The following is a 23,375-nucleotide window of genomic DNA, read 5'->3' as shown; positions in this document are numbered from 1 at the left end:
CATCCGACGCCGATTTGACACTTCTGTAGGGCTTCATACTAAATGGCGCAATCCGCCGGCGAAATACCAACCGGCGCAACATTTGCACAGACTGCCGCAGGAACCGCCGTGAATTACTGGCTTTTCAAATCCGAACCGGACGAATACAGCCTCCGCGACCTGGCTGCCGAAGCGGGCCAGACCGGCCGCTGGGACGGTATCCGCAACTACCAGGCGCGCAACTTTCTCAGGGACGCGGTAGGCGTGGGCGACGGGGTCCTCTTCTACCACAGCGCCTGCAAGGTGCCCGCGGTGGTGGGCACCGCCGAGGTGGTGCGCGCCGCCTATCCGGATCCAGCCCAGTTCGACCCCGAGAACAAGTACTTCGACCCCAAGGCCAGCGGCGACAAGCCGCGCTGGTACTGCGTGGATATCCAGTGGCGCAGCGAGTTCGCGCGGCCGGTAACCCTGGCGGAGATCAAGCAGAACCCGGCGCTGTCCGAGATGGTGCTGGTCAGGCAGGGGCGGCTGTCGATTCAGCCGGTGACCGAAGAAGAGTGGAAGACCATAGTACAGCTGGGCCACACGGCTCTTTGATAGAGCGCAGCTCTATCAAAGTGCGGCGGTCCGCCAGGGATAGCGGGCACCGAGATCGCCGCCCGCCGGCACCTGTTAATCGCCTTCCGGCAAATTGCGGCCCACGCTGTACCAGTCCAATTTGCGGGTCAGCACCATGATGCTGCCGAGCACACCGAACACCAGTATCGACCCCATCAGCAGGGCGTAGTCCTCGGCACTGAGCAGACCGTAGAGCAGCCCGTAGAGCGCGGCCAGCAACGCCGCGAACCCCAGCCCCCGGCGCCAGCTGTGCAGCACGAAACTGACGTAGAAACCGATCAAGCCGACACAGGCGGCAGCGGACAGCGCGTAGGCGCGGGCGAAGGCGATGTGTTCGGACAGCGACAGCAGCAACAGGTAGAACAGGGCCAGGGCCAGCCCCACCAGGGCGTACTGCACCGGGTGCACCGCCAGGCGCTTGAGCACTTCGAACAGGAAGAAGGTGGCAAACGTCAGGGCGAGGAACAGCAGCGCGTATTTGATCGCGCGGTCCGTCTTCAGGTACTGATCCACCGGATCGAGAAAGCTGACGCCGAAGCTGCGTTCGAGCAGGCTCTGGCAGGGTTTGCCCTGCCCGCACCGCTGCAGTGTCTCCTCCAGGTTGGTGGCGAAGAAACTGGTCTGCCACTCGGCGGTGAAACCGCGATCGCTCACCTCGCGGCGACTCGGCAGGTACTCGCCAACAAAACTCGGATGCGGCCAGTCCGCGCTCAGCATGACCCGGCTGTCGCGGCCCACCGGCACAAGGCGCAGATGCTCGGTGCCGGTGAGCTTGAGGTCGAAGGCGAACTCCAGCGTCTGACCACCCTCGCGCTCCAGCGCCGGCAGCTGTGCGTGCACGCCGGCGCCGAGTATCGGCGTGCCGCTGCCGGGGGCGAACGCCAGGGTGCTGCCGTTCAGGCGCAGCTGCAGGTCGCTGCGGATACCGCGGATATCGCTGATACCCACGGACAGGAAGGGGCGCTCGAAACGGTATTGATCCAGATCCTCGCCCAATCCCAGGCGCGCCGGCAGGCGGAACTGGCCGCTGACCCGACTGTCGCTGTGGTACAGCAGCGCCTCGTAGATACCCCGCGCGCGCCGCTCTGTGCCGAGTTCGGCATCGAAATTGAAGCGCTCCGGCAGGAAGTACAGCTGCCCGCGCTTTTTGCGCTGCTCCGCATAGCGCTCGCCGGTTTTTTCGCGGACTTTCCACTGCTGGATAGTCCTGACGTAGGGCACGACCAGAATAGGCCCGGCGATCTGCTGGCTATAGCTCGAGCTGCGGGCGATATCCTGCAGCACTTGGCGCTGGTATTGCTGCCGCTCGGTGATCAGGCCGCCGATCATACTCAGCGGAATCAACAGCAGCAGTATCAGCAGGGCGATAGCGCCCAGTTTGAAGGTCAGGGTTCGGTTCATGCTTCAGCGCTCCGTGTCGAATGTCGATGACACAGAGTCTGAATGGCGAATATGGAGCGCCAATGGAGCGGGGATGGAGACTGTGTGGAAATTCGGTGGCGCAGGGCTTGCGCTCATTCCCCGGGCAGTCTCAGGCACACCTGCACACCGCCCTCCCGATTGCCGATGGCCAGTTCGCCGCCGTGCAACTCGGCCACTTCCTGCACGAAGTTGAGCCCCAGACCGGTGCTCTTGCGCCCGCCTGCCGGCCGGGGCAGGGAGTAGAAGCGCTCCGTCACGCGCGCCAGCGCATAGTCGGGAATCGCCTCCCCCTCGTTAAACAGGCCGAACTCGATAAAAGCCCCCTGCCGCTCCGCGCTGACGCGGATAAGCCCACCGGAAGGAGTGAAGTCCAGCGCGTTGTCGAGCAGGTTGGCCAGTGCCTGCCGCAACAGGAAGCGCTCGCCGCACAAGCGCAATGCCGGGTCCAGCGCCCGCTCCACCCGTAGTTCCCCGGCGGCAATGCGCGCCTGCTGGGCCGAGAGCAGTTCTTCCACCAGGGCCGCCAGCGGCACTTGCACGCGCTCTTCCAACCCCTGGCGCTGCTCCACCTGAGCCAGGTGCAGGAGGCGTTCGCTCAGCTGTTGCAAGCGCGCGCTTTCCTGTTGGATATTGGCCACGAAGCGCCGGCGCTGCTCTGCCGGCATCTCCCCGTCAAGCAACTCTCCACCGAGCAATTCCGCGGCGCCGCGAATGGCGGCCAGGGGGCTTTTCAGTTCGTGGGTCAGGGTGTGCACATAGCGCTCCACATAGGCCTTGCCCTCCAGTTTGGTGCGCATCTGCTCCACCGCCGTCGCCAACTGTCCCAGCTCGCCACTGCGCACCCCCGGCGACTCTGCGCGGCGCCCCTCACTGACGGCCTGGGCATAGCGGGTTACCTTGCCCAGTGCGGCGCTGAGCCACCAGGACAGCAGCGCGCCTATCGCCAGTCCCAGGGCGATCAGCCCGCCGCCGAGCCAGCCCAGACGGCGCTGCGAGCGCTCGATATAGGGCTGCAGGGTGCGATTGGGTTTGGCTACCGAGACCACGCCAATCACCTCTTCGCCATCGAGGATAGGCGCGGCCACATACATCACCGAGGAGTCAGGGTTGTCCGGGTCTTCACGGGTGGAGCGCGCCCCGTATTCACCGCGCAGTGTCAGATACACATCGTTCCAGCGCGAATAGTCCTGGCCCACAGCGCGGCCGCTGGAATCCAGCAGCACCAGGCCGCGGGCGTCGGTGACATAGATGCGGTGGTTGACCTGGTTTTTGGTCAGCCCCCAGATGCTCGCCTGCGGCCGGCGCCGGCCGTAGGCCTCCAGCAGCGCGGGCAGATGGCTTTGCGCCAGATTTCCGCTCTTTACCTCATCGCGCAGGATTTCTGCCAGCAGGTTGGCGGTGTCCACCAGTGTCTCCTCGGTGGACTGGCGCACACCGGGGCGTATCTCGTCCATCACCGTGCTCAGCACAAACCATCCGGACAAGCCTACGAACAGGAAGTAGACCGCAAAGATGCGCACCCCCAGAGGCATATCAGCACTCCGGATTGCAGCTGTAACCCAGCCCGCGGTGGGTCTGGATCGGCCTGGCGGCCGGCGCCACCGCCCGCAATTTGGCGCGCAGCCCCTTGATATGACTGTCGATATTGCGCTCGTAGCCGACCTCGCGGGCCACCCCCAGGGCGTCGAGCAACTGCTCGCGGGAAAACACCCGCCCGGGCTGACCCAGCAGGGTTTCGAGCAGGCGGAATTCGTGGCGGGTCAGGGGCAGCAACTGACCGCAGAAATGGATCTGATAGCGCAGCAGGTCGATGCGAAAGGCACCCACAGGATTCCCCGCTGCCGGCTCCTCTGCATTGCGCGGCGCCACACGCTTGAGGATGACCTTGACCCGCGCCGCCACCTCGCGCGGGCTGAAGGGCTTGGTCACATAGTCGTCGGCGCCGATTTCCAGGCCCACAACCCGGTCTATTTCCTCGTTGCGCGCGGTAAGGAAGATCACCGGCACCTCGGAGAAACGGCGCAGGCGTTTACAGGCCTCGAAACCGCTGATGTCCGGCAGGCCGACATCCAGGATTACCAGGTCAAAAGGTTCGCTTTCAAGCAACGCCAGCGCCTCGCCGGCCACTCCAATCCAGCGGGTGGCGAAACCCTCGGCCTGGAGGGCGTAAACCAGCGTATCGGCGATTGCAGCTTCGTCTTCGACGATCAGTATTTTCGGCATAGGGACTTGCGCTCGTTATCGTATGGCCGGGTCTGAAAGAGGCTCTGTTTACAAAAAACACTGCGGAGCCTCTCCATAACAGGCTAGGGCGAACACAAGGCTCCACGTATTCGCGGTGCCTTCGGCCCCTACAGAGCCAATCTTCGCGATTTCAAACGAAGTCCGCAATTTCCTCCAGCGGCTTCTTCTCGATCGCCGGCACCTGCGCCCCCTCCGCCGGCAGGCCCGCCACCAGCAGCATATAGGGCTTCTCCGTGGCCGGGCGGCCGAGGATTTCGTTCAGGAACTTCATCGGGCTGGGCGTGTGGGTCAGGGTGGCGACGCCGGCGTTGTGCAGTGCGGCGATCAGCATGCCGGTGGCGATACCGACCGATTCCGCCGTGTAGTAGTTCTTCAGCCTCTCACCGGCGTCGTTGCTGGAAAACTTCTTCAGGAAAATCGCGATCAGGTAGGGCGCGGTCTCGAGGAACGGCTTGTGCGCATCGGTGCCCAGGGGCTCCAGCGCATTCAGCCACTCGGCGGAGGCACGGCGCTGGTAGAACTCGCGCTCCTCTGCCTCCGCCGCCTGGCGTATCTGCCGCTTGATCTCCGCACTCTCCACCACGACGAAGTGCCAGGGCTGCATGTTGGCGCCGCTGGGGGCGCTGCCAGCGGTGCGGATCGCGTCCTCGATCACCGCCCGCGGCACCGGCTCGGCGGAGAAGTCGCGCACGCTGCGGCGTCTGCGCATCAGCTCGCTGAAGGCCCCGGCACGGCGGCGCATCTCCGCCTCGTCCAGGCGCTCGAACTGCAGCGGAAGAAACTTTTCCGGCTCCGGCATCTACACAACCCCCTTGGTGCGCGCGATAAAGATACTGACCAGCGACAGCAGCGTCAGTACGCCGACGATGACCAGCAGCAACAGCAGCGGCCGGAACGGCTTGCGCTCCACCCTGTTGATACCAATGTGCAGATATTTGTCGACCTTGGCCTGGTCTTCGTCGGAGAGCTTCTTCTGCGGCTTTTCGGACATGGGCATCACTGCTCGTTATTCTTTTGCCCCGAGTCTAGGAGATACTGCAGATAGACAAAAGTGCCGGGAGCACTTTTGGCCAGCTTTCGCCGGCCCGCGGGGTGGCGCCATGGGCGTGCGCCACAAAAAAGCCCCGCGGAGCGGGGCTGATCGGCAGATCAAAAGCGGTGACGGCTATCAGAAGAGATCTTCCTCGATATCCATCAGGGTCGCGCTGCCGGCGTCGACGCTGGCGGCCAGGGCCCGGGTCTGCGGCAGCAGACGGGCGAAGTAGAAGCGCGCGGTCTGGACCTGGCCCCTGTAGAAACCGTCCTCGTCAGCCTTCGGCAGCGCCGCCGAGGCGATTCTGGCCCACATATAGGCGTAGGCCACATAGCCAAACAGGTGCAGGTATTCCACCGAAGCGGCGCCGGGCGCATGCGGGTCCCGCTGCGCCGCGTCGATAATCCTGGCGGTGACGTCCTTCAGGCGCTGCAGCTCCGCCGCCAGCGGCTGTACGAACTCGGCCATCTCCTCGCGGTCCACCTCGGCGTCGATAAACTGCTGCACATCGGCCGCGAACAGATCGAACAGGGCGCCGCCGTTGGCGACCGTCTTGCGGCCCACCAGGTCCAGCGCCTGGATGCCGTTGGTGCCCTCGTAGATCTGGGTGATGCGCACGTCGCGCACCAGCTGCTCCTGGCCCCACTCGCGGATATAGCCGTGGCCGCCGAACACCTGCTGGCCGAGCACGGTGCACTCGAGACCCTTGTCGGTGAAGAAGGCCTTAGCTACTGGAGTGAGCAGCGCGACCATGGCCTCGGCACTTTTCTTCTCCTCGCCCTCGCCGAACTTGGCGATATCCAGCCACCGGGCCACATAGGTGGACAGGGCGCGGCCGCCGCCGATCAGCGCCTTCTGGGTCAGCAGCATGCGGCGCACGTCCGGGTGCACTATGATCGGGTCCGCGGCCTTGTCCGGCTGCTGCGCGCCGGCCGGGGAGCGGCTCTGCAGGCGGTCGCGGGCGTATTCCAGCGCGTTTTGATAGCTGCGCTCGGAGGCGCCCAGGCCCTGGATGCCGACGCCGAGGCGCTCGTAGTTCATCATCGTGAACATGGCCGCGAGGCCCTTGTTCACCTCGCCCACCAGCCAGCCTTTGGCGCCGTCGAAATTCATCGCGCAGGTGGCGGAGGCCTTGATGCCCATCTTGTGCTCGATGGAGCCGCAGTGCACCGCGTTGCGCTCGCCGAGACTGCCGTCTTCATTGACGAGAATTTTCGGCACCAGGAACAGGGAGATGCCCTTGGGCCCTGCCGGCGCGTCCGGCAGTTTGGCCAGCACCAGGTGGATGATGTTCTCGGACAGATCCTGGTCGCCGCCGGTGATAAAGATCTTGCTGCCGGTGATGCGGTAGCTGCCGTCCTCCTGCGGCTCCGCCTTGGTGCGGATAATGCCGAGGTCGGTGCCGGCGTGGGGCTCGGTCAGGTCCATGGCACCGGACCAGCTGCCCTCGTACATCTTCGGCAGGTATTTCTGTTTCAGCGCCTCGCTGGCGTGGGCGTCGATGGCCAGGCAGGCGCCGGCGGTCAGCACCGGGTAGAGGGCGAAGGAGATATTGGCGGCGTTGATCATCTCCTCCACCTGGGCGCCGAGCATCTTCGGCATGCCCATGCCGCCGTATTCCGGGTTGCCGAGCAGCGCACCCCAGCCGCCCTCGCAGAAGGTGGCGTAGGCCTCCTTGAAGCCCGCCGGCGTGGTGACGACACCGTCTTTCCAGTGGCAGCCCTCTTCGTCGCCGCTGCGGTTGATCGGGTCCAGGGTATTGGCGGCCAGCTTGGCCATCTCCTCCAGAATCGCATCCGCGGTCTCGCGGTCGACGGTACCGGCCAGTCCGGGCAGACGCGCCCAGAGTTGCTCCGCGGCAAATACCTCGTGCAGCAGGAAGTTCATCTCCCGCAGTGGTGCCTTGTAGTCGGCCATGCTCCCGGTCCTCATTCAAGTGTTTCAAACGATCGTTTGAATCTAGGCCCGAAGCGGGGGAATGTCAACCGTATCGACGGTTGGTGCGGGGTACGATTTGTGCGGGCGGACCTTGTGTTCGCCCTAGGAAGTCCGGTTAAACGGCTAAGTCGATGCGCGGGCCCTGATGCCGGTGGCTGTTTGCAGGACCTTTTGAGGCATGGATGCCGATTAGAGCCTACATGGATGTATTTACGGCGTGTCCTGCAAACAGCCACCGGTAGCAGGGCCGCCACCGAGCCGACTACAGAGTTCGGTGCCATCCCGAAACATGGGCGAACACAAGGTTCGTTCCAGCCGCTCCAGGTATTCGCGGCGCCTTCGGCCCCTACAGGTCCGGCATTTGCGCTGCGGACTTTACGGGGATGTCAGCAGCGGAGTCGGGTCCAGGTGTTCCGCCGCGCCGCGGTAATCGGCCTGCTCGTCGAACGGCAGGGCGCCCAACAGTGGCGCCGGCAGCAGGGCCTTCAGCGTGGCCAGGTTCTCATCCGGGCGCTGCATCTGCACGGGAGACATGAAGTTCGCCACCCAGCCCGCCAGTTGCAGGCCGTCACGGCGAATCGCCTCGGCCGTCAGCAGCGCGTGATTGATACAGCCGAGCCGCATGCCGACGACCAGAATCACCGGAATATCCAGTTCCCGCGGCAGCTGCGACAGGAAGCTGCGCGGACCGAGGGGCGTGCGCCAGCCGCCGGCGCCCTCGATCAGCACCAGGTCCGCGCCGGCGGACATGACGCCGCGGCAGACACCGGCCATGCGCCCCAGGTCCAGCCGCTTGCCCGCCTCCTGTGCGGCGATATGCGGCGCTATGGCCGGCTCCAGCGCAAACGGGTTGACCTGCTGGTAGGGCAGATCCAGCGTCATCGCCTGCTGCAGCAGCAGCGCATCGGCGTTGCGCAAGCCGTCGTCGGTACGCTCGCAGCCGGACGCGACCGGCTTCACCGCCGCGGTGCGCAGTCCGGCTTTTGCGGCACTTGCGAGCAGAGCCGCGGTCACATAGGTCTTGCCGACTTCGGTGTCGGTGCCGGCGACAAAGTAGCTTCGAGTCACAACAGTCCTCTCCCGGGGAAACGATATTTTTTCTTGACGCCTCTTTAAACGTCGACTACTTGATGATAAATTGCCCGCATAGAGCGATTTTTAACCAATTTTTGGCGGTCTTTTCCGGTCGCGGTTAGAAAATTTGCCTAAGAATTTATACCGGCCGAGGCCGGATTGGCGGCAAAAGACAACGCTGTCAAAACAGATTTCCCCACCGGGGAAACAACGGCAGGGACGCTACCGGAACCACGGAAAAATCGACAACTAGCCAAACTGCTTGTGAGACCATGCGATACCTGACTTTTGCTCTACTTATGGTGGCGCCGCTCTTCGCCTTCGCCACAATCAAACCGGTCGACCATGTGGTCGTCTATAAGTCCAAGGGCCTGATGCAGCTGAAGCGCGACGGCCGGGTGGTCAAGAGTTACAAGGTCGTCTTCGGCGACAACCCGAAGGGTCACAAGATCCAGCAGGGCGACGAGCGCACGCCCGAGGGGCGCTACTACCTGGACTGGAAGAACCCCAACAGCCGCTTCTACCGCTCGATCCACATCTCCTACCCGAACAAGCGCGACCGCGCCCGCGCGGCCCGGCTGGGCGTGGATCCGGGCGGCGACATCATGATCCACGGCATGAAGCCGCAGTGGAAAGGCATGGAGAAGTATCTGCAAAAGATCAACTGGACCGATGGCTGCATCGCGGTGACCAACCGCGAGATGGACGAGATCTGGGCGATGGTGAAGACGCCGACGCCGATCGATATCTATCCCTGAGTTCGCGCCATTGAACCCGGTGTAGGAGCGGCCGTTGGCCGCGAACGGACTATCCGCTAACGCGGGCTCCGATCGCGGCCAACGGCCGCTCCTACAGTCAATTCTTCCGCGGCTTTCGCCAGCTTTAAGTAGATCACCTCGTAACTGGCCGGCAGACCGGCGTCAGTGCGCAGCGGCTCGTAGGCTTCGGCCAGTTGCGCCAGCCTTGCGCGACCCGTCATACCGCGGTTCGCACTGCGGTTCACATTGTGCGCGCCTATAGCCTTCAGTTCCCGCATCAGCGCCCGCACATTGTCGAAGTGCAGCACCCGCTCTTCGATACGCAATTCCCCCGGCAGGCCGTTTGCGACGGCGGCCCCCATCCAATCGTCCCGGGGCAGGAAGCGATTCACATGCACGCCGCCGTCCACCCGCGCCCAGCTGCTTTTCAGCTCGCGCAGCGTGCCGGGCCCCAGGGTCGCGACCAGGCAGCGGCCGCCGTCCGCCAGCACCCGCCGCAATTCCGCGAACAGCTGCGGCAGCCGGTAGCACCACTGCAGCGCCATGCTGGAGAAGACCAGATCCACGCTGCGGTCCGCCAGCGGCAGCTGCTCGGCATCGGCGGCGATATGGAAGTCCGCCAGCGGCCGTTCCCTGCGCGCGTACTGCAGCATGCCCTCGGCCAGGTCCAGCGCGATGATGCGCGCGCGGGGAAAGCGCCGGCGCAGCAGCTCGCTGCCGTAGCCGGTGCCGCTGCCCAGGTCGAGGATTGTCTTCGGCGCCCAGACGCTGTCCGCCTCACCGAGCAGCTGGCGGCAGACGGCGCGCTGCAGGTGCGCGTAGGCGTCGTAGCTGGCGGCGGCGCGGCCGAAGGACCTGGCCACCGCGCTCTTGTCGAACGGCGTTTCGCCGGGCGCGCCGAGTCCCGGCTCTGTATGTGGGCCGCGGGCTCGGGGGACAAAGCGGCGGATTGCGCCGGCGACCAGCTCCGGGCTGGAAACCTGCGGCGCGTGGCCGCAGCCGCGGATCACCTCGGCATTTACGCCCATATCGCGGAGTTTTTCCGCCACTGCGGCCGGCACCAGCGCGTCCCGCTCGCCGAACAGGTGCAGTGCCGGCACCGGAATTTTTTTTAGGATTTCGCGGTTATCCAGCCTGCCGAGGCAGTCCAATGCCTCCAGCCAGGCACCGTCTATCGACCGCGACCGCCACTGCTTCAGCTGTTTCAAGACAGCGCGCATCGCGCTGTCGCCGCGGGCCTGCAGGCCGCAGAATTTTTCCCAGGTCGCTTCGGGCGCATCGCCCAGCAACTGCCGGAACTGCGCGAAGGTTTGCGGGGCCATACCCGGCCAGTCGCCGCGCCGCGCGAAACAGCTGTTCGCGGCGATGGTGACCAGCGCGGCGATTTTTTCCTGCCCCGGCAGCGCCGCCAGGCGCGCGGCCAGCATGCCGCCGAGGGAGTGGCCGACCAGCAGGCAGTTGTGCGGCAGCTGTTGGTAGAGCTGTTCGAGCAGCGCCTCGTCAGCGGGCCACCGCTGGCCGGAATTAGCGCCGAAGCCGGGCAGCTCCAGCACCGCCATCGATCCGTAGGGGCTAAGCCCCTGTTCGCCCGCAGGGGCTGCCGACAGCGCGTCCACCAGCGGCTGCCAGATACGCCCGTCGCAACCCCAGCCGTGCACAAACACCAGCTTCACGGTGTCACCGCCGGCACTGCGCGCAGGGATTCCGCCAGCGCAGCGAGCAACTGATCTATCTGCGCCTCGCTGTGATTGGCACTGAGCGTAATGCGCAGGCGCGCGGTGCCGGCGGGCACCGTCGGCGGCCTGATCGCGCCGACCAGAAAGCCCTGCTCTTGCAGGCCGGCGGCGACGCCCATCACCGTTTTTTCGCAGCCGAGCAGCAGCGGCTGTATCGCGCTGCGGGATTCCGCCAACGGCAGATTCAGTTGCGCCGCGCGCGCGCGGAAAAACTCGATATTGCGCCCGAGACGCGCGCGCAATTGCGGCTCGCGCTGCATCACTTCAATCGCCGCCAGACAGCCGGCCGCCACCGCCGGTGGCATGCCGGTGGTATAGATATAGGGGCGCGCGAACTGCACCAGGTAGTCGATCAGTTCCCGCGAGCCGGCGACGAAGGCGCCGGCGTTGCCGGCGGCCTTGCCGAGGGTGCCCATCATCACAGGCGCGTCCCCCTGCCCCAGCCCCGCCGCGGCGATACTGCCGGCCAGGGGCAGATCCCGGCTGCCCATGACGCCGAAGCCGTGGGCCTCGTCCACCATCAGCCAGGCGCGGTACTTCCGGCACAGCTCGGCCATCTGCGCCAGCGGCGCCAGATCGCCGTCCATGCTGTAGACGCCGTCCACCGCCACCAGGGTGTTGCCGCCGTTTCGCGCCGCGCGCGCGAGCTGGCGCTCGAGGCCGTCCAGGTCGTTGTGGGGGAAGCGCAGGCTGGCGGCGCCGCACAGGCGCGCGCCATCGATCAGGGAGGCGTGGTTGAGGCGGTCGGAGATGACGTTGTCACCGCGGCCCAGCAGCGCGCAGAGGGTGCCGATATTGGCCATATAGCCGCTGGAGAACACCAGCGCGGCCTCGCGGCCGGTGACCTGGGCAATGGACTCCTGCAGCTGCGCGTGAATCTGCAGGTGGCCGTTGACCAGGTGCGAGGCGGTGGCGCCGGCGCCGAGGCTGGCGCCCGCCTGCTGGGCGGCGATCACGTCCGGGTGGGTGGCCAGGCCCAGGTAGTCGTTGCTGCTGAAGGTCAGCAGCTCGCGCCCGTCCACCAGCGCCCGCGGCCCGGGCGCGGCGTCCAGGGTCTTGAGTTGGCGGTACAGGTTGCGCCGGCGCCGCTCGTCGAGGCGGGCGCGCAGCGTCTCGTCCAGGGTCATTTGGCCGCGTCGTAGAAATAGGGGTCGTTCTGGCGCTCGGCGATCTGCGCGTTCAGCTCCGCCTCCACCTCGGCCTCGTCGGCGTACTGCTGATACTCCTCGGGCTGGATACCGAGGCGCTGGAACAGCTGCATATCCCGGTTGGTTTCCGGGTTGGCAGTGGTCAGCAGCTTCTCGCCGTAGAAGATGGAGTTGGCGCCGGCGAGGAAGGCCAGGGCCTGCATCTCGTCGCTCATCTGCTCGCGGCCGGCGGACAGGCGCACATGGGATTTCGGCATCATGATGCGCGCCACGGCGATGCAGCGGATAAACTCGAACGGGTCCAGGTCCTTCTCGCCCTCCAGCGGCGTGCCGGCCACCTTGACCAGCATATTGATCGGCACCGATTCCGGGTGCTCCGGCAGGTTGGCCAGCTGCATCAGCAGGCCGGCGCGGTCCCGCTCGCCCTCGCCCATGCCGATGATGCCGCCGGCACAGACCTTCATGCCCGCCGCACGCACCCGTTCCAGGGTCTCCAGGCGATCCTGATAGGTGCGGGTGGTGATGATCTCGCCGTAGTACTCGGGAGAGGTGTCCAGGTTGTGGTTGTAGTAGTCGAGGCCGGCGTCAGCCAGCTCCTTCGCCTGGTCGTCGTTCAGCATGCCTAGGGTCATGCAGGTCTCGAGCCCCAGCGCCTTTACCTCGCGCACCATGAGGGTCACATAGGGCATATCCTTCTTCTTCGGCGAGCGCCAGGCGGCGCCCATACAGAAGCGGGTGGCGCCGCTGGCCTTGGCCGCGCGGGCCTCCTCCAGCACCTTCTCCACCTTCATCAATTTCTCGCGCTCCAGGCCGGTGTCGTAGCGGGCGCTCTGCGGGCAGTAGGCGCAGTCCTCGGGACAGGCGCCGGTCTTGATCGAGCAGAGGGTGCTGACCTGCACCCGGTTCGCATCGAAGTGCGCCCGGTGCACCTGCTGGGCGGTGAACAGCAGATCGCTGAACGGCATGGCGAACAGGTCCAGTACCTGCTGGCGGGTCCAGTCGTGGCGGATGGCGGCGGCGGGCATTTGCTGAGCGGCGGTCACTGGGCTTAATCTCCCCGATAGTTATTGTCCCTCAGGGGCCGCCAGCGGCCGCCCCTGCAGTTGGAATTCGAAGCCGCCAGTGTAGCCGGGGGCGGACCTCTGTCAACCAAACGGCCAGGGAATGGTTTACAGACCGATAACGCACCTTCTGTCACAGGCCTTGGCGCCGCGGCTGGCGCTCTGCCTGCTGTGCGGCGACAGCGCAGGGCACACCGGCCTCTGCGCGCCCTGCGCATCCGAGCTGCCGTGGCTGGCCGGCGCCTGCGAGCGCTGCGCCCTGCCGCTGCCGCCTTCCCCTGGGGGAGAGGCGGCGCGCCTCTGCCCCCGCTGCCTGCAGCATCCGCCGGCCTTCGCCGGCGCCCGCGCGGCCTGGCACTACGCCTTCCCGATCGGCCAACTGGTGCAGCGCTTCAAGTACCGCGGCGACCTGGCCGCCGGCCACAGCCTGGCGCAACTGGCCGCCGAGCGGCTGCGCCCCGCGGGCGAGGAGCCGGATCTGCTGGTGCCGATACCGCTGCACTGGCGCCGCTACTGGAGCCGCGGCTTCAACCAGGCGCAGCTGATCGCGGCGGAGTTGGGCCGTCAGTGGCGGATACCGGTCAATGCGCGCCTGCTGCGCAAGGTCGCGGCCGGCGAGACACAACAGCAACTGAAGCGGGCCCAGCGGCTGCGCAACCTCCGCCGCAGCTTCGCGGTGCGCGGGCCGCTGGGCGGCCTGCGTATCGGCCTCGTCGACGACGTGATCACCACCGGCGCGACGCTGGAAGCCGCCGCCCGCGCCCTGCTCGACGCGGGCGCGGCGCGGGTCAGTGCCTTCGCGCTGGCCAGAACACCCTGATGTTTCGTCCCCTCAGCACATAGACCCAGTTTGACAATCCCGTCACAATTGCGCCCTTTTGCGGGGCTGGTACCGGCGTCTCAACCGGGGCCGGCGCTGCTAAGGTTTCAATAAGTGACTAATCGCTCGCGCTCCGTTTGCCGCGAGCCGGGGAATTCAGCGATGAGTGAATACAAGCTGCCGCGGGGTATAGTGATCAGCGGCACCGGGCTGTGGACGCCGCCGGAGTCCATCAGCAACCAGGAACTGGTGGACGCCTACAACGCCCACGCGGAACTCTACAACCGCAAACACGCTGCCGAGATAGAGGCCGGCAAACTGGCCGCAAAACCCGAGTCTTCGGCGGAATTTATCGAGAAGGCCTCCGGTATCAGGAGCCGCTACGTGATCAGCCGCGAGGGCATACTGGATCCGGAGCGTATGCGCCCCTACCTGCCGGAGCGCGCCGACGACGAGCTGTGCCTGCAGGCGGAAATGGGTCTGAAGGCCGCCAGGCTGGCGCTGGAGAAGGCCGGCAAGAAACCCGAAGACATAGATATGGTCATCGTCGGCGCCTCCTATATGCAACGCGCCTACCCGGCCATCGCGATCGAGATCCAGGGGGCGCTGGGAATCGACGGCTTCGCCTTCGATATGGAAGTGGCCTGCTCCTCGGCCACCTTCTCGCTGCAGCGCGCGGTGGACGCCATCGCGTCCGGCAGCGCGCGCGCGGTGCTGGTGATCAACCCGGAACTGGCCTCGCCGCAGGTGGATTTCACCGACCGCGACAGCCACTTTATCTTCGGCGACGTGGCCGTGGCCAGCGTCGTGGAGCGGCGCGAGACCTGTGCGGCGGACAGCGCCTGGGAGGTGCTCGGCACCAAGGCCAGGACGGTCTTCTCCAACAACATCCGCTCCAACTTCGGCTACACCGCCCGCGCCGCGGATGTGGATCCCTTCGGACCGGGCAAGCTGTTCCGCCAGAACGGCCGCAAGGTGTTCAAGGAGGTCTGCCCGATGGCCGCCGCGCATATCGAGGAACACGTGCGCGAAGCCGGCAGCGAGCCGGCCGAGGTGCGCCGCTACTGGCTGCACCAGGCCAATATCAATATGAACAATCTGATCGCGAAGAAGCTGATGGGCGACGGCGCCAGCGAGGAGCGCGCCCCGATCGTGCTGGACCGCTACGCCAACACCGGCTGTGCCGGCTCGGTGATCGCGTTCAACCTCTACAGCGACGACCTGCAGCCCGGCGACCGCGGGGTTATCTGCTCCTTCGGCGCCGGCTATTCGATCGGCAGCCTGGTGGTGGAGAAGATCGCGATATAACTTGTCATGGATAGGGATATCCGCCGTCCATTTCTTCTGAACTTACACTACATCTCAATTCCGAGCCGCGATTGGGCGTCCGCTTGATCGCGCAAGTTCCCTCGATATACCATCCGCGCTTTAGCGACTCATATCTAAGGATGAGATATGTCAAAGACGCAGATTCCGGACGAAGCACTCTTCTATATCGCCGAAGGATACTACAGTACGGATCAAGTATTGCGGGTGATCTACAGCAACCCCTCCGCGCGGACCCGCGAGCATTTCCTCAGTGTCAATTCCCATCTGAAAGGCGGCCGCGTAACCCCCGGCCAAATGGTTATCATCACTCCCCCCGACGCCAAAGCCTGCGCGCATTGGGAGGCGGTAATGCAAGAAGCCGCACACCTGCGCGATGCGCAACTTGCGCGACTCAGTGAACAGGAGCGCAAAAACCTTGCCCGCCACTACGCCCTGTTGAGCGATGTCACCGATTACACAGCTCCCATGCTCAGTTGGGCCAACAACAGCTTTGCCCGGCGGGCAAAGCATGTGGAGCAAATACTCCAGCAGATAGACCGCCTGTATGTGACCACTTACAACGCTCACGGCCATTTGCATACCGAACACTTTTTCGCACAGCGGAGGGCACTGTTCGCTCAGCTGAATCAGACCATCAACGGCATGATGCGGCGGGAAATGTTTGGTGTCGCGGCATCGCCCGGCCAGTTGAAAAGCCAGCTCGGCATCAGCAGCAAAGCCACGGTGCATCAGTGGAAAGCGCAAGGCGGCGCGGACAGCATCAAGGGGTTCAGCAGCAACTACCAGCGTCTGACTCAAACGGCCAAGGTCTTCTCAAGACTCGGCTATGTTTCCATAGGTCTGGAAATAGCGGGTGGCGTAGCCAATATCAAGGAGGCCTGCTCGCTTGACCCAGGATCTGGAGTATGTAGAAGAGCCAAGTTTACCGAAACAGGTAAAACAGCAGGCAGTATCGGAGTTGGGGCATTTGGTGGATATGCGGCATATGGCGCCTGCAACTTACTTTTTGGCGTCGAGACAGCGGGCACCAGCCTGCTTTGGTGCGGAATTTTTGCTGGAGGAGCTGGCAGCTACACTGGATCTAAACTAGGAGGAAAGGCGGGAGCGATGGTCGGCGAGAAAATTTATGAGACCACAGCACCATGAATATTCTGGAAACCGTCGCGCTGATGCTCGTTGGGATCGGTATATTTCTATTCTTCTTCCTAATGCTGCCCAATGCGATTCTTTTCTACGTCCTACATTATGACAATGTTTCAAAGAAAATAGACGGACATGTATTCGATGGCGGCTTTTTGTTTTCTTCGATGCGATTTGGCCCCTGGGGTTTCTATTGTCTGAGCGAATCCCTGGCCCGCCGCAATGGGGTGGACGGAGTTTTCCAATCGCTGCCCAAGTTTGCCCGCTATCAGCTAATATTTCATTCGTTAGGCGTAGCGTTTGGCAGTCTCGTCCTACTCGCATGCGGTGTACTGGTACTCCTAGGGAAGCTCTGAACGATTTTCATCAATCATTCCGGGAGATTCACTGTCCCCGCTTGCTCAATTCCTCCAGCAACTTCTCCCCCCACGCTATCCAGGTGCGCTCCGCCTCGATCCCCAGCAGCAGCGTCTGGTGCGCCAGCCAGTAGCGCTCGTTCAGTGCCGGATCGCGCTGCATGACCCGCTCGTTCTGCTCCAGGTAGCTCGCCAGCAGTGCGCGGTGCTGGTCCAGCTGGCGCTGCACCGCCTCCCGGGCCTGCTCGTCGCTCAGGTGGTGGCCGGCGAACAGCTGCACCAGGAAGGGCTCGCGGATCTTTTGCGGCGGCGCCGGCTGCTGCACCCAGGCGCGCAGCGCCTCGCGGCCGCGATCGGTCAGGCGGTAGATCTTCTTGTCCGGCTTGCCGGCCTGGGGCTGCTCGGTGCAGTCCAGCAGCCCCTCGTCGTGCAGCTTGTGCAGCTCGCGGTACATCTGCTGGTGGCTGGCGCTCCAGAAGTGGGAGATGCTGCGCTCGAATCGGCGCTTCAGGTCGTAGCCGCTGCCCGGCTCAATATCCAGCAGGGTCAGGACGGCGTAGCGCAGGGACATAGGGACTCCGGCCAATTATGCAAAGAGTTTCATATTAACCGCTTTGGACGCGGCGCGCGGAGCTCCGCCGCGGGCCCCGCCGGACGCGACCGAACAATTCAGATTAAAAATTACTGTAACAATAGGATGGTTATATCGATAGTAAGATCATATTGATACGAAAGGCTAGCATTTGCGCAGTTTGTGGATATAATCGCCTGCCGTTGGAGGCCGCCCCGACAGGTGCGGCCCGCAGTTTGTGAGAGTTGTACCCATGTCCGCCCCCGCTACCCCCGCAGTTCCGGAATCCGCCGCAGTAAGCGCTCCGTCACGCCGCCGCGACCTGCTGCTGGACATCTTTGCGATGAACAGCTTTTCCTGGGCCATCGCGGTGCCGATCGAGCTGCTGCTGGCGGGCATGAGCTGGCAGGAGCACCTGAAGGTGCGGCTGCTGGCGGTGGTCTTCAACACCGTGATCGCGCGGCCGTTCAGCCTCTACCGCAACTGGGTGGTCGGCCGTTTCGGCGGCGGCGGCGCGCTGAACGCCTATCTGGTGGACACTTTCGTCTTCCTGAGTTTCCAGCTGCCACTGTATCTGAGCAATATGTATCTGGGCGGCGCCAGCTGGGCGGAGATGGCCACCGCCAGTGCCACCTTCATGCTGATCGCCGGCGCCCTGGGCCGCCCCTACGGTATATATCTCGACTGGCTGCGCCGGATATGGATAAATAGGCGCCCCCAAAACGAGCCCTGTGCGCTCGCCTGAGAACCGCAGTGAGGATAACGCCGTGTTGACCAACGCGATCAAAAACAGCGCGCCGACCCTGGGCGTGGTCGCCGGCACCGCCACCGATACCCGTTTCGGCCTCGACTTTCTCGCCGCGCGGCAACTGCGCGGCATCGGCGTCTCCCTGTCCCCGTCGCCGCAGGCGCAGACCCAGCTGCAGGCCCTCGGCCGAGACGCGCTGACCCGCCAGCTGATCGACGCCATTGCGCAGCTGCACGAGGCCGGCGCCGAGGCGGTGATGATCTACTGCAACTCCCTGTCCGGCGCCGTGGATCTGGCTGCGGTCAAGGCGGCCGCACCGATCGAGGTGGTATCGCCGCTGGAGGTCTACGCGGAACTGACCCTGCGCTACCGCAATTTCGGTCTGCTCGCGGCCAACTGCCAGAGCTGCGCGAATATCGAGCGCGAAATACTCGCCCGCAACGAGACCGCCAAGGTCATCGGCATCGGCAACCTGCAGATAGTCGAGGATATCGAGGACGGGGTGGCGCCGGAGAAGATAGTGCAGCAGCACGCACTGGACGACCTGGTCGCAGCCCTGGTCAAGAGCGGTGTGCAGATACTGATCCTCGGCTGCACCCACTTCGATTATTTCTACCGCGAGCTGCTCGAACACTGCGACGGTATCCGCCTGTTTTTGCCCTCGGAACGCATGCTGCAACTGCTGCAGGCGCGGCTACAGCGAGCCGCCTGAGGGCCGCCCAGCCCCTCCCCCGACCTCTCCCCTGCAGCCGCTCGGGCGGCCTTCCGGCGCCGGCGGTCAAATTACACTTGTATACACTGCCGGATTGCAGTATCTAAGCATGACAGGGAAGACCCCGGCGGGGCACTTCCCCCAACAGATCCCCGCGGGCTGCTGGATTTAGCCCGCGCCAACACAAGTGGTACAAGGATGAATAAAACCATTGCTCACGGGGGCCTGTGCCCCGGCGCTCGCCCGCGCGCACCCCTCTTGCACTCTCTGACCGGCGCCGCCGCGCTGCTGCCCGCCGCCGCCGCCGCGGCACCGCTGTCCACCGGCACCCAGGTATCGCTGCTGTGGCCCGCGTTTCTGGGCGCCGCACTGCTGATCCTGTCGACCCTCTACCTGAAGACCTGGCTGCGCCTGCGCCGCACAGCCGCCGAAGGCGCACAGCGCGCGGCGGCGCTGAAGGACGAGAACAGCCGCGCCTACCAGCAGCTGAAGTCCTACAGCGACGAGCTGGCCTCCCGCGAACGGCAGCTGGCGGAGGCGCGGGAGCGGATTGACCAGTTGGAACACCAACACCAGGAAAGCGCCGATCTGCTGGCGCTCGTCGGCCACCATCTGCGCCAACCGCTGGACGCACTACAAAGCACCCTGAGCCTGCTCGCGCGCGGCAGCGCCGGGCGGGAATCCGCGCAGCTGGTGGCGATGGCGCAGCGTCAGCTGCAGTCCTCACTGCAGTCGCTGGCGGAGATCGGCCGCTCCGGCGGGGTGGAAACCATCGAGTTGACACTGCCCGGCGAGAAGGGCGCCGCGCCCGGCGGCCAGTCGATACTGCTGGTGGAGAACGACAATCTGGAATCCCTGCGCGGCGCCCTCGAATCCCGCGGCCACAAAGTGCAGCGGGAGAACAACGGCGTCGACGGCGCCGACGCGGCACTGCAGAAGCGCTTTGACCTGGTTCTGCTCGACAGCCAGTTGCCGCTGATGGACGGCATAGAGACGACGCAAAAGATCCGCCGCGGCGCCGGCCCCGACCTGCCGGTCTTCGCGCTGCTGGCCGAGCCCCGCGCCGGCGACAAGGAGCGCTACCGGGCCCGCGGCCTGAGCGGCGTGCTGCCGCGCCCGGTGACGGACTACCAGGTGCAGCAGCTGCTCGACTGGATAGAGCGCCGCGCCAGCGGCGCCGGCGCCGGGAAGAAGCCGGCGCGCCCGACGCGCCTGCTCAACACCGGCACCCTGTGCCGGCAGCGGGACACCCTCGGCCACCTGTCGTTCGCGGAACTGCTCAGCGAGCGCTGCGCGACCCTGCCGAAACGGATCACCGCGCTGACCAGCGCCCTGACCGGCCGCCACTGGCTGGACGCCGAGAAGCTGGCCCAGACGATCGCCACCAGCACCGAGGAAATCGGCCTGGAGGCGGTGACCGCGCGCCTGCGCGCGGTGGCGGCGCGCCTCTCGATCGACAACGAGCGGGAGTACTGCCGCCACCAGCGCACCGAGCTGCTCAACCTGATGCGCGCCTCGATTCAGCAGCTCAAGGCCTGGCGCGAGAAGAATGTGCACACTGAGTGGGCGCTGAAGTGAGTGCGGGTGGCGTTGAAATATTCCACCGCGCCCGCACTATAGTGCGGTGAAATCCCTGCGAGAAGAAAACATGTCCGAGCAGTTCCCCGCCAAGAGCCAGGAGGCCCGCGAACAGGGCGGCCGCGATCTGGCCACCCTGGTCTACCTGATCCAGGCCATCGCCCTGTTCACCGCAGTGCCCTTTTTCGTCGGCGTGATCGTCAACTACGTCAAGCGCGGCGATGTGCGCGGCACCCTGGCGGAATCCCATTTCCGCTGGCAGATACGCACCTTCTGGTTCTGGCTGCTGTGGACAGTGATCGGCTCCCTGACCTGGTGGCTGCTGGGGCTGGGCTTCCTGATTATGGGCATCGCCTGGGTGTGGGCCGTCTACCGGGTGGTGCGCGGCTGGCTGACACTGGCGGACAAGCGCCCCGCCTACACCTACTGATTCCGCGGGGCGGCCCGCCGCCTCCGCAGAGAACTAGGGAACCTCTGAAAGCCCCGAAGGGCGGGGCCTGAAGGCCGCAGCTGCTGCGTTGCAGCTCTTGCAAAGGGCTGGGCCATTCGCGGCGAGCTGCGCCTAACATCTGCAGCCTTCAGGCCCCGCAGAGACATTACGGACTTATTCAGAGGTTCCCTAGAATTTTCCGGTCAACGCCAGCAGGAACAGGTCCGGCGGCAGCAGCTGCCCGTTGACCTGCAGCTGGCCCCTGTCCACCTGCAGGTGCATCTGCAACTCTCCGTCGTCTTCGAGCAGCAACCCGTATTGGCGCAACAGCATCGCCTGGCCCACCAGTGGCGACTGCATCAGCGCCTGCTCCGCCGCGCTGAAGGTCGCGCTGCCGCTGAGCGGCGCCAGCCACTGGTCCGCCGCCATCTTGACCTGCCGCGGCTGCGCGCGCAGCCCGCGCCAATCGATATCCGCATCCACCAGTATCGGCCCGTTGCGGGACTGCACCGCCAGCTGCTGCTGCAACTGCAGCGGCCGCCGCATGGTGCGCGGCCAGTCGCGCCCGCCCGCCGGGGCCAGCGCGCCCAGATAGTGCAGCAGATCCGCCGCGCCTATGTGCGGCAGCGTCAGCCGCTGCTGCAGCGAGGTGACCGGTGTGGCCGACTGCACCTGCGGCAGCTGCAGGTCGGAAACCAGTTTCAGCGCGCCCGCGGCCAGCATTTCCAGCTTCAGGTGCAGGCTGATATCGCGCAGCTCCAGCGGACCGGATTCGGACTCGGCGCGCAGCAGCGGCAGTGTCAGCGCCGCCTCGCCACCCCGGCCGGGAACGAAGCGGAAATCCCCACTGAGCGGTTCGGTGAACAGTACTTCCCGGCTGCCGCGGCTGCGCCGCAGCGAGCCCAGCTCCAGGACCCCGGTCAGCAGCGCACCGCTGTAATCCGTCTCCACCAGCAGCTCGCCGCCGGCGAAGGTGACCTCACCGCTGCTGTCGGCGCGGGCGAAAGGCTCCAGGCGCAGGGTGTTGATCACGCGGTTGTCCGCGCCGACCAGGGATTCCAGCACCAGCGGGCTCTGCTCCAGCGGGCCGTAAATCTGCTCCAGCTGCGCGCGCAGTTGCGGCGCCAACCGCTCCGGCGACAGGCGGGTTTCACTGTAGACGAGGCCGAGGCGCGGACCGCGCGCGGTGAACAGCAGCGGGCCGTGCTGAATATCCGAGTGCAACTCGGTGCTGCCGTCGGCGGCCGCGAGTTCGGTGCGGGTCTCGGCGCCGAACCAGCCGCGCTCATAGCCGCGAAGCTCGCCGCCCTGCAGCCTGCCGAGCTGCCGCTTCCAGATTTCCTCCACCTTGGGGCCGATAAACCCGGGCGCGGCCAGCGCGGTCGCGACGGCCAGGCCGAGCAGGGAGAAGAGGGAAATTCGCAGTAGTTTCATCGCCAGCAGTGGGTCGGGGAAATTTGCCCGATATTATTAACCTGGCAATCAAATATTTCATCCCGAAATATTTGATTATCGCCCTTGAAATACTGGCGAAGATGCGCGGATCTTCTTGAACTTCAACGGCTCGCGCCGGCCTGCAACCGGCGGCGGCACATCCCTGTGCCGGGTTAATGGCAGATTCTGTATGACGGGGCCGCGAAGGGCCCTGCGGAGAGAGAAAAAATCAGCCGGCCAGTGCGCGGGCCACGCGGGAGTTGCTCTCGCGGCCCAGCTCGGCGGAAATGAAATTGCCGGCCTCGGCGAGGAGCTTCAGGTCCACGCCCGTCTCTATGCCGAGGCCGTTCAGCATATAGAGCACATCCTCGCTGGCCACATTGCCGGACGCGCCCTTCGCATAGGGGCAGCCGCCGAGGCCGGCCACGGCCGAATCCACCACCGCGACGCCCATCTGCAGCGCCGCGTAGATATTGGCCAGCGCCTGGCCGTAGGTATCGTGGAAATGCACCGCCAGCTTTTCCACCGGCACCTTCGCCGCCACCTGTTCGATCATGCGCTTGGCCGCCTCCGGCGTGCCGACGCCGATGGTGTCGCCGAGGGAGATTTCGTAGCAGCCCATATCCAGCAGTGCGCCGCTGACTTGCGCCACTTTGCGCGGGTCTATGTCGCCCTCGTAGGGGCAGCCGAGCACGCAGGACACATAGCCGCGCACCGGGATGCCGTCGCGCCGCGCCTGCTCGACCAGCGGGCGAAAGCGCTCCAGGCTCTCGGCGATGGAGCAATTGATGTTTTTCTGCGTAAAGGCCTCGGAGGCGGCGCCGAACACGGCCACCTCGTCCGCCTTCGCCGCCAGCGCGCGCTCGTAGCCCTTCATGTTCGGCGTCAGCGCGCTGTAGACAGTGCCGGGCCTGCGCTGGATTCCGGCCAGCACCTCCTCGCTCGCCGCCATCTGCGGCACCCATTTCGGGCTGACGAAACTGCCGGCCTCGATCGCCGCCAGGCCGGCGGCGGAGAGTCTGTCGATCAGCGCTATACGCGTGTCGACGGAGATCGGCTGCTTCTCGTTCTGCAGGCCGTCGCGCGGGCCCACTTCGACCATTTTTACCTTCTGGGGCAGGTTCATCATTGGTTATCCATAAACGGGAGTCCACCTGTAGGAGCCTGCTTGCAGGCGAAGGGCTACGGAGTGCCAGTTTTGTTCGCCTGCAAGCAGGCTCCTACAGGGCAATTTCAAACGCGGTGC

Annotated in this window: 23 protein-coding genes; 10 read left to right on the top strand and 13 right to left on the bottom strand. The window is 65.1% G+C overall.

Annotated features, from left to right (window positions below; all coding sequences use genetic code 11):
• Positions 1 to 108 precede the first annotated feature (108 nt).
• Positions 109 to 576: an EVE domain-containing protein gene (locus tag ACXAF3_RS12440; protein ID WP_475112630.1), complete on the top strand. Its 468-nt coding sequence runs from the start codon at positions 109 to 111 to the stop codon at positions 574 to 576.
• 75 nt (positions 577 to 651) lie between these two features.
• On the opposite strand, the gene creD is transcribed toward ACXAF3_RS12440, so the two are convergent.
• The 7 genes from creD to bioD all read right to left on the bottom strand — a co-directional run bounded on the left by creD (position 652) and on the right by bioD (position 8,302).
• On the bottom strand, positions 652 to 1,998 hold the full coding sequence (gene creD, locus ACXAF3_RS12435; RefSeq protein ID WP_475112629.1) for a cell envelope integrity protein CreD: 1,347 nt from the start codon (positions 1,996 to 1,998) through the stop codon (positions 652 to 654).
• Between the two features lie 113 nt (positions 1,999 to 2,111).
• A complete protein-coding gene (creC, locus tag ACXAF3_RS12430) occupies positions 2,112 to 3,551 on the bottom strand; it encodes a two-component system sensor histidine kinase CreC (RefSeq protein WP_475112628.1) in 1,440 nt (479 codons plus the stop codon).
• 1 nt (position 3,552) lies between these two features.
• Positions 3,553 to 4,242: a two-component system response regulator CreB gene (gene creB / locus ACXAF3_RS12425; protein WP_475112627.1), complete on the bottom strand. Its 690-nt coding sequence runs from the start codon at positions 4,240 to 4,242 to the stop codon at positions 3,553 to 3,555.
• A gap of 151 nt (positions 4,243 to 4,393) precedes the next feature.
• Positions 4,394 to 5,062 (bottom strand): nitroreductase family protein, encoded by a 669-nt coding sequence (locus ACXAF3_RS12420; RefSeq protein ID WP_475112626.1) that lies wholly within the window; start codon positions 5,060 to 5,062, stop codon positions 4,394 to 4,396.
• Positions 5,063 to 5,260: a DUF3094 family protein gene (locus ACXAF3_RS12415; protein ID WP_475112625.1), complete on the bottom strand. Its 198-nt coding sequence runs from the start codon at positions 5,258 to 5,260 to the stop codon at positions 5,063 to 5,065.
• A gap of 171 nt (positions 5,261 to 5,431) precedes the next feature.
• Positions 5,432 to 7,213 (bottom strand): acyl-CoA dehydrogenase C-terminal domain-containing protein, encoded by a 1,782-nt coding sequence (locus ACXAF3_RS12410; RefSeq protein WP_475112624.1) that lies wholly within the window; start codon positions 7,211 to 7,213, stop codon positions 5,432 to 5,434.
• A 396-nt stretch (positions 7,214 to 7,609) separates the two neighbouring features.
• Positions 7,610 to 8,302 (bottom strand): dethiobiotin synthase, encoded by a 693-nt coding sequence (gene bioD, locus ACXAF3_RS12405; RefSeq protein WP_475112623.1) that lies wholly within the window; start codon positions 8,300 to 8,302, stop codon positions 7,610 to 7,612.
• Positions 8,303 to 8,580: 278 nt separating this feature from the next.
• On the opposite strand from bioD, the gene ACXAF3_RS12400 reads away from it, so the two are divergent.
• Positions 8,581 to 9,066 carry a L,D-transpeptidase family protein gene (locus tag ACXAF3_RS12400; protein WP_475112622.1) on the top strand — a complete coding sequence of 162 codons (486 nt, stop codon included), beginning with the start codon at positions 8,581 to 8,583 and terminating at the stop codon, positions 9,064 to 9,066.
• A 56-nt stretch (positions 9,067 to 9,122) separates the two neighbouring features.
• Here ACXAF3_RS12400 and bioC read toward each other — a convergent pair whose 3' ends face one another.
• Genes bioC through bioB form a run of 3 tightly spaced genes read right to left on the bottom strand, consistent with a single transcriptional unit; the run spans position 9,123 to position 12,975 of the window.
• On the bottom strand, positions 9,123 to 10,739 hold the full coding sequence (gene bioC, locus ACXAF3_RS12395; RefSeq protein WP_475112621.1) for a malonyl-ACP O-methyltransferase BioC: 1,617 nt from the start codon (positions 10,737 to 10,739) through the stop codon (positions 9,123 to 9,125).
• Complete coding sequence (gene bioF / locus ACXAF3_RS12390; RefSeq protein WP_475112620.1) at positions 10,736 to 11,929, bottom strand: 8-amino-7-oxononanoate synthase; 1,194 nt, start codon at positions 11,927 to 11,929, stop codon at positions 10,736 to 10,738. The genes bioC and bioF overlap by 4 nt, the downstream gene beginning before the upstream one ends.
• Positions 11,926 to 12,975, bottom strand: coding sequence for a biotin synthase BioB (gene bioB / locus ACXAF3_RS12385; protein WP_475112667.1), 1,050 nt, complete (start codon positions 12,973 to 12,975; stop codon positions 11,926 to 11,928). The genes bioF and bioB overlap by 4 nt, the downstream gene beginning before the upstream one ends.
• Before the next feature lie 139 nt (positions 12,976 to 13,114).
• Between bioB and ACXAF3_RS12380 the strand changes: the two genes are divergently transcribed.
• The 4 genes from ACXAF3_RS12380 (at position 13,115) to ACXAF3_RS12365 (ending at position 16,656) form a co-directional block, all read left to right on the top strand.
• The gene (locus ACXAF3_RS12380; RefSeq protein ID WP_475112619.1) at positions 13,115 to 13,831 is read left to right on the top strand and encodes a double zinc ribbon domain-containing protein; all 717 of its coding nucleotides are present in this window, start codon (positions 13,115 to 13,117) and stop codon (positions 13,829 to 13,831) included.
• A 162-nt stretch (positions 13,832 to 13,993) separates the two neighbouring features.
• A complete protein-coding gene (locus ACXAF3_RS12375) occupies positions 13,994 to 15,139 on the top strand; it encodes a beta-ketoacyl-ACP synthase III (protein ID WP_475112618.1) in 1,146 nt (381 codons plus the stop codon).
• Between the two features lie 147 nt (positions 15,140 to 15,286).
• Positions 15,287 to 16,306, top strand: a complete 1,020-nt coding sequence (locus tag ACXAF3_RS12370; protein ID WP_475112617.1) for a hypothetical protein — start codon at positions 15,287 to 15,289, stop codon at positions 16,304 to 16,306.
• Positions 16,303 to 16,656 (top strand): hypothetical protein, encoded by a 354-nt coding sequence (locus ACXAF3_RS12365; protein ID WP_475112616.1) that lies wholly within the window; start codon positions 16,303 to 16,305, stop codon positions 16,654 to 16,656. The genes ACXAF3_RS12370 and ACXAF3_RS12365 overlap by 4 nt, the downstream gene beginning before the upstream one ends.
• A 28-nt stretch (positions 16,657 to 16,684) precedes the next feature.
• Here the strand turns inward: ACXAF3_RS12365 and ACXAF3_RS12360 are convergent, their stop codons facing one another.
• A complete protein-coding gene (locus ACXAF3_RS12360; protein WP_475112615.1) occupies positions 16,685 to 17,227 on the bottom strand; it encodes a PadR family transcriptional regulator in 543 nt (180 codons plus the stop codon).
• 253 nt (positions 17,228 to 17,480) lie between these two features.
• Between ACXAF3_RS12360 and alaE the strand changes: the two genes are divergently transcribed.
• From alaE to ACXAF3_RS12340, 4 genes are all read left to right on the top strand, one after another.
• Complete coding sequence (gene alaE, locus ACXAF3_RS12355; protein WP_475112614.1) at positions 17,481 to 17,972, top strand: L-alanine exporter AlaE; 492 nt, start codon at positions 17,481 to 17,483, stop codon at positions 17,970 to 17,972.
• A 22-nt stretch (positions 17,973 to 17,994) separates the two neighbouring features.
• Entirely contained in the window at positions 17,995 to 18,687 is a 693-nt protein-coding gene (locus tag ACXAF3_RS12350; protein WP_475112613.1) for an aspartate/glutamate racemase family protein, read from the top strand.
• A 258-nt stretch (positions 18,688 to 18,945) separates the two neighbouring features.
• Positions 18,946 to 20,265, top strand: a complete 1,320-nt coding sequence (locus ACXAF3_RS12345; protein ID WP_475112612.1) for a response regulator — start codon at positions 18,946 to 18,948, stop codon at positions 20,263 to 20,265.
• Between the two features lie 70 nt (positions 20,266 to 20,335).
• Positions 20,336 to 20,695: a DUF4870 family protein gene (locus ACXAF3_RS12340; protein ID WP_475112611.1), complete on the top strand. Its 360-nt coding sequence runs from the start codon at positions 20,336 to 20,338 to the stop codon at positions 20,693 to 20,695.
• Positions 20,696 to 20,884: 189 nt separating this feature from the next.
• Here ACXAF3_RS12340 and ACXAF3_RS12335 read toward each other — a convergent pair whose 3' ends face one another.
• Together ACXAF3_RS12335 and ACXAF3_RS12330 are read right to left on the bottom strand one after the other, a co-directional pair.
• Positions 20,885 to 22,129, bottom strand: coding sequence for a DUF945 family protein (locus tag ACXAF3_RS12335; RefSeq protein ID WP_475112610.1), 1,245 nt, complete (start codon positions 22,127 to 22,129; stop codon positions 20,885 to 20,887).
• A 229-nt stretch (positions 22,130 to 22,358) separates the two neighbouring features.
• Positions 22,359 to 23,255, bottom strand: a complete 897-nt coding sequence (locus ACXAF3_RS12330; protein ID WP_475112666.1) for a hydroxymethylglutaryl-CoA lyase — start codon at positions 23,253 to 23,255, stop codon at positions 22,359 to 22,361.
• Positions 23,256 to 23,375 lie beyond the last annotated feature (120 nt).

This window comes from Microbulbifer sp. ABF4_143 (assembly GCF_056160225.1).
Note: the sequence above shows the minus strand (reverse complement) of the source record. Positions and strands in the feature narration are given on the sequence as shown.